Annotated in this window: 9 protein-coding genes; 3 read left to right on the forward strand and 6 right to left on the reverse strand. The window is 62.8% G+C overall.

Going from position 1 to position 15,052, the window contains the following annotated elements; translation table 11 throughout:
* Nucleotides 1–31 precede the first annotated feature (31 nt).
* The 3 genes from ACTJKT_RS12345 (at nt 32) to ACTJKT_RS12355 (ending at nt 4,965) form a co-directional block, all read left to right on the forward strand.
* Entirely contained in the window at nt 32–1,417 is a 1,386-nt protein-coding gene (locus ACTJKT_RS12345; RefSeq protein WP_440787270.1) for a glycoside hydrolase family 1 protein, read from the forward strand.
* A gap of 150 nt (nt 1,418–1,567) precedes the next feature.
* Nucleotides 1,568–3,538, forward strand: a complete 1,971-nt coding sequence (locus ACTJKT_RS12350) for a DUF1302 domain-containing protein (RefSeq protein ID WP_440787271.1) — start codon at nt 1,568–1,570, stop codon at nt 3,536–3,538.
* Between the two features lie 59 nt (nt 3,539–3,597).
* Complete coding sequence (locus tag ACTJKT_RS12355) at nt 3,598–4,965, forward strand: DUF1329 domain-containing protein (protein ID WP_440787272.1); 1,368 nt, start codon at nt 3,598–3,600, stop codon at nt 4,963–4,965.
* Nucleotides 4,966–5,419: 454 nt separating this feature from the next.
* Here the strand turns inward: ACTJKT_RS12355 and ACTJKT_RS12360 are convergent, their stop codons facing one another.
* The 6 genes from ACTJKT_RS12360 to ACTJKT_RS12385 all read right to left on the reverse strand — a co-directional run bounded on the left by ACTJKT_RS12360 (nt 5,420) and on the right by ACTJKT_RS12385 (nt 14,962).
* Nucleotides 5,420–7,000: a sulfatase-like hydrolase/transferase gene (locus tag ACTJKT_RS12360; RefSeq protein WP_440787273.1), complete on the reverse strand. Its 1,581-nt coding sequence runs from the start codon at nt 6,998–7,000 to the stop codon at nt 5,420–5,422.
* Between the two features lie 61 nt (nt 7,001–7,061).
* Nucleotides 7,062–9,017 (reverse strand): sulfatase-like hydrolase/transferase, encoded by a 1,956-nt coding sequence (locus ACTJKT_RS12365; RefSeq protein ID WP_440787274.1) that lies wholly within the window; start codon nt 9,015–9,017, stop codon nt 7,062–7,064.
* Between the two features lie 155 nt (nt 9,018–9,172).
* Nucleotides 9,173–10,114 carry a formylglycine-generating enzyme family protein gene (locus ACTJKT_RS12370; protein ID WP_440787275.1) on the reverse strand — a complete coding sequence of 314 codons (942 nt, stop codon included), beginning with the start codon at nt 10,112–10,114 and terminating at the stop codon, nt 9,173–9,175.
* Nucleotides 10,115–10,713: 599 nt separating this feature from the next.
* Nucleotides 10,714–11,910: an enoyl-ACP reductase FabV gene (gene fabV, locus ACTJKT_RS12375; RefSeq protein ID WP_106697298.1), complete on the reverse strand. Its 1,197-nt coding sequence runs from the start codon at nt 11,908–11,910 to the stop codon at nt 10,714–10,716.
* 209 nt (nt 11,911–12,119) lie between these two features.
* Nucleotides 12,120–13,409: an NAD(P)/FAD-dependent oxidoreductase gene (locus ACTJKT_RS12380; protein WP_440787276.1), complete on the reverse strand. Its 1,290-nt coding sequence runs from the start codon at nt 13,407–13,409 to the stop codon at nt 12,120–12,122.
* Nucleotides 13,409–14,962 carry an amino acid permease gene (locus ACTJKT_RS12385; RefSeq protein WP_440787471.1) on the reverse strand — a complete coding sequence of 518 codons (1,554 nt, stop codon included), beginning with the start codon at nt 14,960–14,962 and terminating at the stop codon, nt 13,409–13,411. The genes ACTJKT_RS12380 and ACTJKT_RS12385 overlap by 1 nt, the downstream gene beginning before the upstream one ends.
* Nucleotides 14,963–15,052 lie beyond the last annotated feature (90 nt).

Below are 15,052 nucleotides of genomic sequence, written 5' to 3' on the forward strand. Positions count from 1 at the left end.
CCGAACAACAATAATCCTTAAGGAAATCCATATGATGGCTACCCGCGCGCACCCGCAGAATACCGATTCGAGCCCTCTGCCCGAGGACACTGCGGCACTGCGTTTCTGCTCCGACTTCGTCTGGGGCGTAGCGGCCTCCGCCGCGCAGACCGAGAGCCGCAACGGCCGTGGCCCCAGTAACTGGGATGCGCTTTGCGCTGAACGCGGGGCGATGCTGGATGGCTCGACCAATGCCCTGTGTACACAGTTCGAGGATCTGTATCCCAAGGATCTGGAGTTACTGGCCCAGGCTGGCGTGCAGGCTTTTCGCTTCTCCATCGCCTGGCCCCGGGTCCAGCCGGATGGCCCTGGCCCGGCGAATGCCGCAGGGCTGGCGGTCTACGACCGGATGGTCGACACCATGCTGGAAAAAGGCCTCACCCCCTGGCCAACCCTGTTCCACTGGGATGTGCCGGCCTGGGCCGGGGATTTTCGCCAGCGCGATATCTGCCAACGCCTCGCCGACTATGCCGAGATCGTGGCACGCAAGCTCGGCGACCGGGTGCAGCAATGGATCGTCCTGAACGAGCCGAACAGCGTCGCCCTGCGCGGCTATGCCGCCCAGGTCCACGCCCCGGCGTTCAACAGCGCCGAGGCCGCGTATGCCGCGATCCACCACCAGAACCTGGCCCAGGGCCTGGCGTTCCAGGCACTGCGGGCGACCCTGCCGGGCGGGCATCGCATCGGCACCACGGTGAACCTGCAGCCGGTACGCGCCGAAACGACTTCGGCGCAGGACGAACAGGCTGCGCGCATGGTCGATGCACTGTGGAACCGCGCCTTCGTCGACCCGTTGTATGGCAAGGGCTATCCGCAACTCGCCGCCGACCTGATCGCCCCCTACGTCGCCGAGGGCGACATGGAGCTGATCGCGGTCAAGCCCGACTTCCTGGGCATGAACTACTACAGCCGGATCTACGTCAGGCAAGCCGCCGATCACGTGCTGGGGATAGCCCAGGGCCAGGCGCCCCGGCATCTGGCAAATACCGATTATTTTCACGTCGAGCCGGACGGCCTCACCGAAATGCTCCTGCGCCTGCACGACGAGTACGACTCACCGCAGCTCTATATCACCGAAACCGGCTTCGCCATGCCCGATCCGCAGCCCCTGGACGGTGTGGTGGATGACCTCGGCCGGATCTCCCACCTGGCCAGCTACCTCAAGGCCGCGCAGGCCGCCCATGCCCAGGGCGTGCGCCTCAAGGGGCTGTTCTATTGGTCGGCCACCGACAACTGGGAATGGGCCCAAGGCTTCGCCAAGCGCTTCGGCCTGATCCAGGTCGACCGCGCCACCCTGGCCCGCACGCCGAAACGCAGCCTAGGCTACTTCGCCGACTGCATCCGCCACAACGCCGCCCTCGACGCGCCACAGGCCTGAGGTATCGCCCAGCCATCGAACACTGCTTGTCCGGTAGCGCCTCGACCAGGCTCCAGGGTCGCGCGCTCACCTGCTGCACAGCCAGATCGACAACAACGGCGCCGCACTGACGGCGCCAATAACAATGATCAGACTTCGAGTACTTTCGCCATGGATATCTTCCTTCGGACTCGCCCCCTGCCCGCTGCCGCGCGTGCCGGTTTCGCCCTCACCGGCCTGTGGTCGCTGTGCCTGGCACTGCCTGCCCAGGCGGTGGAGTTCAGCTTCGCCGACAACGAGATTACCGGCTCGCTGGATACCACCCTCTCCTATGGCAGGTTGTGGCGCGTGCAGGGCCAGGACAAGAACAACGACGACATCAACGGCAACGACGGCAACCGCAACTTCGGCACCGGCCTGGTCTCGGAGGTCTACAAGGTCACTTCCGACCTCGGCGCGACCTACCAGAACTACGGCCTGTTCCTGCGCGGTTCGGCGTTCTACGACACGCAGATCATGGACAAGCGCTCGGACTACTACGATCGCAACTTGCCGCAGCAGCCGAGCCAGTCCTACCCCCACGACGACCATTTCACCGACGAGACCCGCAGTGTCGCCGGACGCAACGCGGAGATCCTCGACGCCTATGTGTACGGTAACTGGGAGGTGGCGGGCAGGCCGCTGACCGCTCGCCTGGGGCGCCAGGTGTTCAACTGGGGTGAAAGCCTGTTCTATCGCGGCGGGGTCAACACCACCAACCCCGTGGATGCCTCGGCCTTTCACCTGCCGGGCTCGGAGGTCAAGGAAGTGCTGATGCCGCTGGAGGCCCTGAGCTTCAACCTCGGGCTGACCGAGAACCTGTCGATGGACGCCTTCTACCAATGGAACTGGAAGGAGACCCGCATCGATCCGGTCGGCACCTTCTATGGCAGCACCGATCTGTTCGCCGATGGCGGCAACACCGCCTACACCCAGGTCAGGTCGCTGGCCAACCCGGCCTTCCAGAGCCTGTATCGACAGTTGGCCGGGGCCCATGTGGGGGGCCTGCAGGGCACCGATTACCTGGGCGCCAATGGCGTGATCAAGGCCGCCAGCGTCGGCCCGGATATCAACGCGAAAAACGATGGCCAGTTCGGGGTGGCCTTCCGTTACATGGCCGAATCCCTCAACTCCACCGAATTCGGTTTCTACTTCGTCAACTATCACGCCAAGGAACCCTCGGTCGCGGCCCATGTGAATGGCGCCTACAGCGGGGTCAACCTCGACCAGTTGGCCGCGCTCGGCGGCTTTGGCAGCTACAACCAGCTGGCCGCCGCGGCTCGTGGCGGCAATGCCGCGGCGGCCCAGGCCCTGGGGCTGGTCAATGGCGCGAGCGTGGTAGACCTGACCAACCAACTGGTGGCCCAGCGCGAATACCCGGAGGACATCCGGATGCTGGGGGTGAGTTTCAATACCAATGTGGGCAATGCCACGGTATTCGGTGAACTGGCCTACCGGCCGAACCTGCCGATAGGCGTCGCCACCACCAACGACCTGCTCGGCGACCTGATGAGCCAAGCCCCCAACCTGAGCAAGGGACAGACGGTGACTGTCGGCAACCAGCAAATCGCCCTGGGCAACGGCCCGATGGTGCATAACTACGAACGGGTGGAGTCCTTCAATACCTCTATCGGCACCCTTTACAACTTCGGCCCCACGCTGTTCTTCGACACTATGACCGGGGTGGCCGAGATCGCCAGCGACCACGTGCGCGGCAGCAGCCTCAAGTACACCGCCCAGGATGGCAGCACAAGGTATTACGCCAGCAGCGCGAACAAGGGCTACGTCTCCGGCTACGGCCGCGACAGCCAGGCCGATCGCAACGCCTACGGCTACACCCTGCAGCTCGCGGGAACCTGGAACGACCTGTTCGCCGGCGTCAACCTCTCGCCCTATGTGGTCTACAAGGAAGACTTCAAGGGCAACTCCTCCTCCGCCGGCAACTTTATCGAAGGACGCAAGGCTCACACCCTGGGCCTCAAGGCTTCCTACCGCAACACGCTCGAGGCCGAACTGCAATACACCGCGTTCTATGGCGCCGGGAAGAACAACGGCACGCGTGACCACGACAACGTCGGGTTCAACGTCAAGTACTCCTTTTAACCCACCGCCCATGCCGAGCCATTCGACATGGCACGGCGGGTTTCTCACGGAGATTCACCATGCGTCATCTACCAGCCCTGATCGTCGCCTCCGCTGCCCTGGTGCTGTGCACCGGCAGCGCCGTGGCCGCGGTTTCCGCCAGCGAGGCGGGCAAGTTGCACACCACCCTGACCCCCATGGGCGCGGAAAAGGCCGGCAACGCCGCCGGCACCATTCCTGCCTGGACCGGCGGCCTGACCCAGGCACCGGCCGGCTACAAGTCGGGGCAGTACCGCAGCGACCCGTTCAACGCGGACAAACTCTTGTTCACCATCACCAAGGCCAACCTGGAACAGTACAAGGCCAACCTCACCGCCGGTGAAATCGCCTTGTTCAATACCTATCCGGACACCTTCAAGATGCCGGTATACCCGACCCGTCGTTCCGGTTCGGCGCCGCAGTGGGTCTACGACAACATCTTCAAGAATGCCACCAGCGCCAGGCTGGTCGAGGGTGGGATCGGCTTTGCCGATGCCTTCGGCGGCGTTCCTTTCCCTCTGCCCCAGAGCGGCGTCGAGGCGCTGTGGAACCATGTCGCCCGCTACCGAGGCACCTTCCTTGTGCGTAATCCGGCAGAGGCAGCGGTGCAGCGCGACGGCAGCTTCACGCCGGTCACCAGCCAGTACCAGATGCTCTCTCGCTACTACCAGCAAAGCAGCAGCTTCGACCAGCTGAACAACACCCTGTTTTACTACCAGACGCTGACCAAGAGCCCGGCGCGCCTGGCGGGCAATGCCTCACTGGTGCGCGAAACCCTGGACCAGGTCGCGGAGCCACGCCAGGCCTGGAGCTACAATGCCGGCCAGCGCCGGGTACGCCGGGCACCGTTGTTCGCCTACGATACGCCAGGCTCTTCCGCGGACGGGCTGCGCACCATCGACGACCTGGACATGTTCAACGGTGCGCCGGATCGCTATGACTGGACCCTGGTCGGCAAGCGGGAAATCTACATTCCCTACAATAACTACAAGACCTCCAGCCCCGAGCTGAAATACCAGGACCTGATCAAGCCCGGTCACATCGACCCGCAATATGCCCGCTACGAACTGCACCGGGTCTGGGTCGTCGAGGGCAAGCTCAAGCCCGGCGCACGCCACGTCTACTCGCGTCGTACCCTCTATCTCGATGAAGACAGCTGGAGCGCCGCCGTGGTCGACCAATACGACGGTCGCGGCGAATTGTGGCGAGTGTCCATGGCCTATCTGTCGAACCTCTACGACCTGCCTACCACCATGAGCGTGCTGGACGTCTACCATGACCTGCAATCGCGGCGTTACATGGTGCAGCTCATGGAAAACGAAGCGCAGGGCAGTATCGACTTCAGCCAGCCCATACCGAGCGACGAGTACTTCAGCCCGGCGAGCCTGAGGGCTCGCGGCATACGCTGAATCCCGTGCCCTTGCAAAACCGCCAGACCGCTGTTGCCGGGGCGCGCGCCAGCGTTGCCCCCATGGCAAGTCAACGAACCGCCCTCCCGACGCACCTGCGCCACGCTTCGATTGCCTCCAGCCCGCACACAACCCACAAAAAACGCCACTGAAACAGTGGCGTTTTTTGGGGAGATTGCAGATCAGGATTGTCATGCGGTCACAACAGACAAGAAGCCAAGCTTGCCCGCGAGAGGCGCGACACAGAACGTCTGGCTTACCGCGTTATCCTTGATCGCGAGCAAGCTGCGCTCCTACAAGAAACACGGCGCGTACGCCCCTGTAGCAATGGGGTTGCCCGCTACCTTGCCAATGAACTCTTGATCATGAAGGAGCGTCTGGCACGGCAGAGGCACCGAAGACGCACGGCGGTAGGGCCAGTGATCCCTCAGTGCCGGACTGTTTCAAGCGCGAGTCAGCGCTTCTTGAGCGTCTCCAGGACCCGGTCAAAACCTGCCGGAGCCTTGCTGAACGATTGCTCGAAGGCTTGCGCCTCCTCGAGCAGACGTTGTGCGATTTCCGGCTCCTTGGCAGCCTGGTCGTACTTCTCGCCCGGGTCACGCCCCAGGTTGTACAAGGTAGGCGGTTGCAGCTTGCCCTCACGTCTGCCGATTCGCGCGCTCGACTCATAGATATTGAGTTTCCAGTCCCCTTCCCTCCAGGCCATCAGCTTGCCTCCAAGGTAATAGGGCATGCTGGCACGCGGGCTTGGCTGCCGGCCCTCGAGCGTGCCGGAAAGGTCGACGCCATCCAGCGCGACAGCCGGAAGCCTGGCCCCCGCCAGTGCCGAGAATGTCGGGAGCAAGTCATACGCGCTGCCTATGTCGTGTACCACCGCAGGCTTGATCACCCCGGGCTGCCAGAAGATCGCGGGAACCCTGACCCCGCCTTCATAGGTCGATGACTTGCCCTCACGCAGGACACCCGCCGAGCCCACCAGTTCCTCGAACCGCAGCCATGGCCCGTTATCGCTCACGAATACCACCAGCGTGTTCTTGTCGTTGCCACTCTTGCGCAAGGAATCGAGCACCCGCCCGACACTGTGATCGAGTTCGGCAATCACATCTCCCAGTCGCCCTCCCTTGCTGGTTCCTTCGAATTCGGGACCGGCGAAGTGAGGCAAGTGCGGCTTCTCATAGCCAACCCAGACAAAGAAGGGCCGCTCATGGGGCTGGCCGACGTAGTTGACCACCTGGTCGGTCAAGCGCCTGTTATAGGTTTTCTGGTCGATGGGACGCTCGAGCACACTGTCCTCGAACCGGACCTGTCCGTTAGCCTCAAGCCGGTCGCTCTTGACCAGGGGAAGGTCCCACATCTCATTCCTTGGGTTGGTAAAGTTTGCGCTGGCCTGAGCCAGGTATTCCGCGTAGAGCTTCTGTCGCGACTCGCCTGCCAGGGCACGTTTGCGTAATGTCTCGGTCGTCACACCACCCACAAAGTAGCCGTCGTTGGACTTGGGCGTGCCCCACCAGGTATCGAAACCCGAGCGGGTCGGATAGGCCGCGGGAACGTCCCCCAGGTGCCATTTGCCGAACAATGCCGTCTGGTAGCCGATGCCCTTGAGGATTTGCGCGACCGTGACCTCCTTGTCGAGGAAGGTGTTCGGATCGTTCTCGATGACAACGTTATTGTGGACACCGTACATGCCCGTCCGCGTCTCGACACGGCCTGTCAACATCGCCCCGCGGCTCGGTGAACAGATAGGTGAACTGACGTAGAAATCGGTCCAGCGCTGCCCTTCCTGGGCCATCCGATCGAGGTTCGGGGTCTCGAGCACCGGGTTGCCATAACTGGCCAGGTCCCCCCAGCCCATGTCATCGGCGATCAGCAAGATAATGTTAGGGCGCTCGCCGGTGGCGGGCGCCGCTTGCGCCTGCATCGAGCTCAGGGCGCAGATGCCCATCAGGGCCAGCGCGGTGATGAGTCGGCGCTTTGGGTAACGCGCCGGTACTGGCTCGACGAGCGGCCGGGCGAACGGGACAGGGGGGTTCATCATGGACATTCCTATTGTTTTGACATCATCTGAGGGTGGTTTTCGACCGTATCCGCCTGGCGCTTCAGCCCACCCATTTTTTCCACAGCAAGCGCCAGAGCTGCTGGACCGGATACGAGGGTTCGTAGCGCCCCTCCAGCACGGCCTCCAGATAACGACCGGCGTTACGCAGGTACTCCTGGTCGCTACCCGCCATGCGTTTGATCGTCGGCAAGGCCATGGCGGCCTGCTCGCCGATGAAGGTCAAGGCGTTGAGCGCCTGGAGTTGCACCTGCCAGGGCGACGACGGGTCGTCGATGATCGCCGCCAGCACCTCGACCGCTTCAGGCGTAGGCCTTGACGAGGCTGCGGCCTCGGCGGCGACCACACGGTTGTGTACCAGCGGGTCGTCGCGCATCTGCCGCAACATTCGCCCGTGGGCCGCGAGGGAGTCCTTGCCCAGCATCAGCAGGCCCTGCAGAGCCCAATGACGGATCAACGGATCGGGGTCATCCAGGTGGCCCAGCAACACAGGAAGATTCGACGCCTGGCGCTGAGCGGCAAGCTCGCCCAGTTGCATCAGGCGCGGCAGTGGGTAGGCCACGGGATCACGGCTGGGCAGGTAACCTTCGAGCGCCGTCCGTTCGGGGATGAAGCCGTTGTCATTGATTGCCAGCATGTGCTCGTCCAGCGCGCCACGCATTTGCACCAGGAGTGCCGCGTGTTCGGGCTGTCCTGCCAGGTTGTGCAACTGGTCCGCGTCCTGCTGCAGGTCATACAGTTCTTCATAGGCCCTCGGCCCCTGGAAAAACCGGGCCTGCAGCGTATTCAGGCGTCCCGCCAGGTACTCGCGCTCCAGGCTCTGGTAACCGCCGGTCAACCACTCGAATGCAACGTGCTGCCCCATTGGCCGGTGCGGGCTGTAATTGCGCACGTAATGAAAGCGTCCGTCGCTGGCGGCCCGTGCGAAGTCGTAACGCTCGTCCATGCGATTGCTGCCTCCGAAGGCATAGCGCCGAGGTGGCGCCAAATGCCCTCCCAGGAAGGCGCGCCCCTGCATCTGCGGCGGCGTGGCGATACCGGCAATCGAAAGGACCGTGGGCGAAAAGTCGACAAAACTCACGGGATCGAGAACCTGCGTGCCCATCCTGGCCGGCGAAAGGTGCGCCCATTTGGGCGGCACATAGACCACCAGTTCGCAACGCAAGCCCTCGTCGGTGCAGTAGCGCTTGCCTCGAGGCAGCCCGCCGCCATTGTCGGAGAAATAGAACACGATGGTGTCGTCGGCGACCCCCTCTTCCTCCAGTTCGTCGAGCCACTCGCCGACTTCGCGGTCCATCTTCGCTATCAGGTTGTAATAGCTCGCCAGGTCCTCGCGCAGCTCCGGGGTGTCGGGCAGATAACCGGGCAACCGGATCGTTTCAGGCTTTACCGCGCCGGAAACCGAGCGCAGCAGCTTCGATTCATGGGTCGTCATGCTGTTGAACATCGCCATGAACGGCTGGCCTTTCGGGCGGTTCTTCCAGTGCGCCCCGGACCCGGCATCATCAAAGATCGCGGCCGGGTCAACATCGCAGTTGAAGTCGGTCTTGTTCGCGTTGACACAGTAATAGCCGGCCTTGCGCAGATACTGGGGCCAGGTGCCAATGACCTGCGGCAGCGTCGCTTGCGCGCGCATGTGATGTGCCGGAGCGTTGCTCTCGGCATGCAGCCCGGTGAGGATGGCGAAACGTGAAGGCGCGCATACCGGCGCCGTACAGAAGGCATTGCGATAAACAAGGCCCTTTCTCGCCAGCGCATCGATGGCGGGCGTCTGCGCCAGCGGATCGCCATAGGCTCCGTACATCGGCCGATGGTCCTCGCTGACCAGCCACAGGATATTGGGCTGTGCCTGCCCGGCATGGGCACTGTCGACAAGACCGCCGGCCAGCCCCAGAGCGGCCAGCCCCGTCACACTCTGCTTGAGAAAGGCCCGGCGCGAGGGCCCCTCGACTGCACTACCCTCTGGCGCTGCCCTGTCCACACTCTGTTGTTTTTTCATGCCTCACTCCTGGTCGATCCAGCCAGCCCGAAGCGTCGCTCGGTGATCTCTGCGGACGCGGCGGACAGCTTTCCCCTCCCCGTTGCTGGGCCGAGGGGTGCCATACACTGTTTGTGCTCAAGGGAAAAACGAGCGGGGATGACGCTGCCGTGGCCTTATGTAACCGGCATGCGTTGGACGCAGCGAAACCCGACATGGCTTGTCGTTGTGTCTATCGGCTGGGGAATTCGCGCGGCCGGGCGATAACGCTGGCAATAGTTCGGCGCACAGAGGTGGGAGCCGCCCTTGAGGACCTTGCGCCCGATACCGGGCATCGCCGGGTCGTGGCTTTGCGCTTCGTCTCCCCCACGCGGATTGGCAGGTACGCAGCAACTGGCCGCCGACGGGGTTGGCGGCAGGCCAAACCAATCGTCGGTCCACTCCCAGACGTTGCCGATCATGTCGAACAGGCCATGGCCATTGGCAGGAAAAGCCCCCACGGGAGAGGTGCGCTCCCAGCCGTCATACCTGAGGTTTTCCCAGGGAAACCGGCCCTGCCAGTAGTTGGCGAGCATCGCGCCTTCCGGTGCCAGGCTATCGCCCCAGGCGAACTCGCTGGACTCCAGCCCTCCGCGCGCGGCGTACTCCCACTCGGCTTCGGTCGGCAACGCCTTGCCTGCCCAGGCCGCATAGGCCTGCGCATCTTCATGGGCGATATGCACGACCGGGTGATCCTCGAGGCCGACAATCGAACTGCCGTCGCCCAGGGGTTCGCGCCACCAGGCCCCGAACCGGAACTCCCACCATTGGCCCACATTGCCCAAGTCGACAGCCTGGGAAGGCGCGCTGAAAACCAGGGAGCCGGCCTTCGCCATCTCTGCCGGCATGCCCGGATAGTCGGCAGGATCGGGGGCTTTCTCGGCAAAGGTCCGGTAGCCGGTGGCGGCGACGAACACCGCGAACTGGCGATTGGTAACCGGGGTTGCGTCGATCCAGAACGGATCGACCCTGACCGTGCGGACGGGCCGTTCTTCAGGATAAAAATTCTCGGAGCCCATGCTGAATGTTCCGCCCGACAGATAAACCATGGCGTCCGAATGAGCTACAGGGCTGGACATTGCCGCGGCTCCTCGCTTGAACCCCAGGGGCATCTCTTCGGTAGAGGGCAATTCCGATTGGCTGGGTTCAGGGTTTCCTGGCGACCAGCACTTTGCGGCAATCGACCGGGCAGGAAACCCGGAGCCTTCGATGCAGGAGAGTGAAAACAGCCTTCGACGCTGAGCGCCAGGCTGCCGGGCAATGTTTCCATTCCTGTTACCTTTTCTTGTTATTGGCTTGCGGTGCAGAGACCTGGGGTCGGATGTCGGGCCTGGCCACGAACACAGGTTCGGCGGGAAACCTGTGAAGGCGCGGTGCTGATACACCGCGGACAAAAAATCATCCAACTGGATAAATATGCAGACTGCCTTTTCTGATGTCAACGCCCTTCGCTCTCGCCATGAGCGTTTCCCGGCGGGTCGATCACTGGCGCCAGACCGGCGCTCGAGGGAGTGGCGGCGGCTGGCTCGCGCGAGTCCTGTAGCGCTGCGACGGGCCCAACCAAGGGCCGCGAATTCCGCCGTTCAGCACCGGACGCTCAGTTGAAAGGACAAATGGCGCCGCAGAAACGACAACGCCCCTCATGAGAGGGGCGTTGGCGATGACGCAGTAAGCTCGCTTACACCTGGATCAGATTGGCGATCTTCACGTCCGGATCGACATCGGCTTCGTAGTCGACGCCGTCGATCTCGAAGCCGAACAGGCGCAGGAATTCCTGCTTGTAGCCGGTGAAGTCGGTCAGCTGGTAGAGGTTTTCGCTGGTGACTTCATCCCACAGCTGCTTCACGCGGTCCTGGATGGCCGGTTCCAGTTCCTTGTAGTCGGCACGCAGGCGGCCTTCCTGGTCGATGATCGGGTTCGGGTTGTACAGGCTGTCCTTGTACAGACCGTAGACCTGCTCGATGCAACCTTCGTGACTGCCCTGCTCTTTCATGACCTTGAACAGCAGCGACAGGTACAGCGGCATGATCGGGATCGCCGAGCTGGCCTGGGTCACCACGGCCTTGAGCACCGATACCCGTGCGTCGCCGCCCAGGTCCGACAGTTCCTTGCGGATGCCGATGACTTTCTGGTCCAGGTCCTTCTTGGCTTCGCCGATGGAACCGTTCCAGTAGATGTCGTGGGTCAGCTTCTCGCCCAGGTAGGTGAAGGCGGTGGTTTTCGCGCCTTCGGCCAGTACGCCGGCTTCGTGCAACGCGTCGATCCACATCTGCCAGTCTTCGCCGCCCATCACGGCTACGGTGCCGTCGATTTCTTCCTGGGTGGCTGGCTGCAGGGTGGTTTCTTTAACGATTTCCTTGTCGGTGTCGACACCGCGCAGGGTCACCGATTTGCCCAGCGGCTTGAGGGTCGAGCTCAGGACTTCGCCGGTTTTCGGGTGGGTGCGACGCGGAGCGGCCAGGCTGTAGACCACCAGGTCGATCTTGCCCAGGTCGCGCTTGATGGTTTCGATGGTCTGGCGCTTCACTTCGTCGGAGAAGGCGTCGCCGTTGATGCTCTTGGCGTACAGGCCTTTTTCTTCGGCGAACTTGTGGAAAGCCGCAGTGTTGTACCAGCCGGCGGTGCCGAGCTTGCCGTCAACGCTGCCGCGCTCGAAGAACACACCCAGGGTGTTGGCGCCGCAACCGAAGGCGGCGGTGATGCGGGCGGCCAGGCCGTAGCCGGTGGAAGCGCCGAGCACCAGTACGTTCTTTGGCCCAGCGTCGATGGTGCCTTGTTCGGTGACGTAGTCGATCTGTTGCTTGACGTTGGCTTCGCAACCGACCGGGTGGGTCGTCACACAGATAAAGCCGCGAACGCGGGGTTTGATGACCATACACAATCTCCCAATTTCAATATGCCAAGAGCCAATACGGGCTGCAGCAGCGTCACTTGTTCAAGTCGTAGACGCTCGGAACGTCCTCGCGTCACGCCTTGGGCTTTCAATGAGTGCAGATTTGCCCGCCAGCATAAGTTCATTCCGGGGTTTGGGCCAGAAAACGCTGAGATTGCTCCATGGGCCGTCGGGCCTGGGAAAAGCGGCGGTCATTTGTTCAAGCGGTGGGCATCGTAGGCGTCCAGGGCCTGATAGGCGGTGTAGGTCGCCTGCGCCGCGACCAGGCCGGCCAGGCCGAAGGTGGGCACCAGGCCGAACTTGCCGAACCCCTGGGGAATCGGGATGGCCTTGGCAATGGCATCCGCCAGCACCTCCCCCGCCACCGTGGTCGGGGCCATGCCGTGACCGCCAAACCCCACGGCATGCCACACGCCGTTGTCGTCCTGGCCGATCTGCGCCATCTGCTGGCGACCGTAGCTCATCAGCCCGCCCCAGGAGTATTCAATCTCGACGTCGGCCAGTTGCGGGTAGACCGTCACCAGATCGGCTTTCAGCAGGCCGGCGATGGCCTGCGGGCCACGGTTGAGGATGGAAATGCGCCCGCCCCAGAGAATCCGGCTGTCCGCCAGCGGGCGGTAGTAGTCAAAGGCAAAGCGGGTGTCGTAAATGGCCGACTCGCAGTTGATCGAATCCTTCAGCGCCTCGCCCAGGGGCTCGGTCGCCACCACATAGGTGGCAATCGGCAGCGTCGCCCGTTCTACCGGGCGGTACAAACCGCGGGCATAACCGCCCGCGGCGAACACCACCTGCTCGGCCAGCACTTCGCCGCCCGTGGTCTTGACCAGGTACTTGCCGCCCTGCTGCTCGATCGCCAGGGCCGCGGAGTGTTCGTGGATATCGATGCCGTAGCCAGCGACAGCCGCGGCCACGCCATACACATACTTGAGCGGGTGGAAGTGAAAGGCATTGCTCTCGAACAAGGCGCCAAAGTAGCGCTCGGTCTTCAGCCTTTCCCGCAACTCGCCCGGCGCCACGTACTGCCAGTCGACGCCATAGACCTCCTTCATCAACTGGCGCGGTTTTTCCAGGCGCGCCGGGTCGTTGAACCAGTTGGCCAGCAACACGCCCCTGTCGGTCAGGTCGCACTGGATGCCGTATTGCCGGACGCGCTGGCGGATCAGCTCGACCGCGTCGATGGTCAGCCGGTAGAGCCGCCGCGCTTCCTCGCGGCCCAGGGTCTTGAGCAGCTCGGCATTGCCCAGGCAGTAACCGCCGAATACAAACCCGCCGTTGCGCCCCGAGGCGCCGTGCCCGACGCTGTGGGATTCGAGGACCACCACGTCCTTGACGCCGCGCTCGGCCAAACCCAGCGCCGTGGAAAGCCCGGCCAGCCCGCCGCCCAGAATGCACACCCGGGTCTCCACCCGGCCGCCGAGCGCCGGATAGGCGGTCTTTTCAACCGTGGCTTCGTAATAACTTTCGAGAAAATCCTTACTCATCACTTGGCTCCGAGCTGGGTCATGTGCACAGGAAGAGCCGTCTCGTGGTCCAGAGCCGACTCCTCTGGCGGGTAGCATTCGGACTTGTTGCGAATCATCGAGAAGCTCATGTCGTCGAACCGGACGAACCTGGACTTGCTGATGAGCTTGTGGGCCAGCCAGATCACCAGGAACAGCACCAGACCAATATAGGTGGCGGTCATCCCGGCCCAATCGATCGAGTCGCCGAGCAGGGCCTGATAGTTCTGCCCCAGGGTGACGAACAGGCACAGGACAAAGGCGAAAATCGGCCCGAACGGAAAGAACCGCGACACATAGGGCAAATTGCCCAGGTCATGGCCCTGGCGCACATAGCCGCGACGAAACCGGTAGTGGCTGACTGCGATGCCCAGCCAGGCGATAAAACCGAGCATGCCCGAGGTGTTGAGCAACCAGTTATAGATCTGCCCCGGGCTGAAAATGAAGGTCAAGAAGCACAAGGCCGCCACCGTGGCGGTGGCCAGCAGCGCCCACCGCGGGGTGCCGGATGCGCTCAAACGGGCGAAGATCGCCGGCGCCTTGCCTTCCAGGGCCAGGCTGTAGAGCATCCGCGAGGAGGCATACATGCCGGAGTTCCCGGCGGACAGCACCGAGGTCAGGATCACCGCGTTCATCACCGCGGCCGCGCCGAGCATGTCGGCCCGCTCGAAGATCAGGGTGAAGGGGCTGACGCGGATATCGGACACGCCATTGCGCAACAGGCTGGGGTCGTTGTAGGGAATCAACAGGCCGATGATCAGGATGGTCAGCACGTAGAACAGCAGGATCCGCCAAAAGATCTGCCGCACCGCGCGCGGCACGTTTTTCCCGGGGTCCCGGGTTTCACCGGCGGCGATACCGACGAACTCGGTGCCCTGGAACGAAAACCCCACGATCATCGCCACCCCGACCAGGGCCCCCAGGCCGCCGACAATTGGCGCATCGCCAATCAACCAGAGCCTGGGGCCGGCATTTTCGCCGCCGCTGAGAATGCCGAACAACATCAGAACGCCCACCGTGATAAACAGCAGGATAGTGATGACTTTAATCAGGGCGAACCAATATTCGGACTCACCGAACAAGCGCACCGAGGCCATATTGAGTGCGGTGATGATCAATAGAAAACCCGCACTCCAGATATACCCCGGCACATCGGGAAACCAATAAGCCATGATGATCTGCGCAGCCACCAGGTCCACAGCAATGGTCACCGCCCAGGCATACCAGTAGTTCCAGCCCAGGGCGAAGCCGAAACTTTCATCGACATACTTCGAGGCATAAGTTGAAAACGAACCGGTGACTGGCATGCAGGACGCCAGTTCACCGAGGCTGGTCATCAGAAAGAACACCATGGCACCAATGACCACAAAGGCCAGCAGCGCTCCGCCCGGCCCGGACTGGGCAATGGTCGAGCCCGAGGCGACGAACAGCCCGGTGCCGATGCTGCCGCCAATGGCGATCATGCTCAGGTGCCGGGGCGTCAGGGTTCTTTTCAACCCGCCGGTGGTTTTCTCGCTGTGAAAATCGCCGGCCATGTCGCACGCACCCGGCACTTTTGTGGAGTCTGTCATGGATCACCTTTTTATTATATTTAAGCCACCGATGAGTTGACTCACGCGGTATGG

This window comes from Pseudomonas sp. 22526, from assembly GCF_052044735.1.
Taxonomy (GTDB): domain Bacteria; phylum Pseudomonadota; class Gammaproteobacteria; order Pseudomonadales; family Pseudomonadaceae; genus Aquipseudomonas; species Aquipseudomonas piscium.

Coding starts and splice junctions, on each gene's coding strand:
- ACTJKT_RS12345 (WP_440787270.1), top strand. CDS start 32: ATGATGGCTACCCGCGCGCACCCGCAGAATACCGATTCGAGCCCTCTG.
- ACTJKT_RS12350 (WP_440787271.1), top strand. CDS start 1,568: ATGGATATCTTCCTTCGGACTCGCCCCCTGCCCGCTGCCGCGCGTGCC.
- ACTJKT_RS12355 (WP_440787272.1), top strand. CDS start 3,598: ATGCGTCATCTACCAGCCCTGATCGTCGCCTCCGCTGCCCTGGTGCTG.
- ACTJKT_RS12360 (WP_440787273.1), bottom strand. CDS start 7,000: ATGATGAACCCCCCTGTCCCGTTCGCCCGGCCGCTCGTCGAGCCAGTA.
- ACTJKT_RS12365 (WP_440787274.1), bottom strand. CDS start 9,017: ATGAAAAAACAACAGAGTGTGGACAGGGCAGCGCCAGAGGGTAGTGCA.
- ACTJKT_RS12370 (WP_440787275.1), bottom strand. CDS start 10,114: ATGTCCAGCCCTGTAGCTCATTCGGACGCCATGGTTTATCTGTCGGGC.
- fabV (WP_106697298.1), bottom strand. CDS start 11,910: ATGGTCATCAAACCCCGCGTTCGCGGCTTTATCTGTGTGACGACCCAC.
- ACTJKT_RS12380 (WP_440787276.1), bottom strand. CDS start 13,409: ATGAGTAAGGATTTTCTCGAAAGTTATTACGAAGCCACGGTTGAAAAG.
- ACTJKT_RS12385 (WP_440787471.1), bottom strand. CDS start 14,962: ATGGCCGGCGATTTTCACAGCGAGAAAACCACCGGCGGGTTGAAAAGA.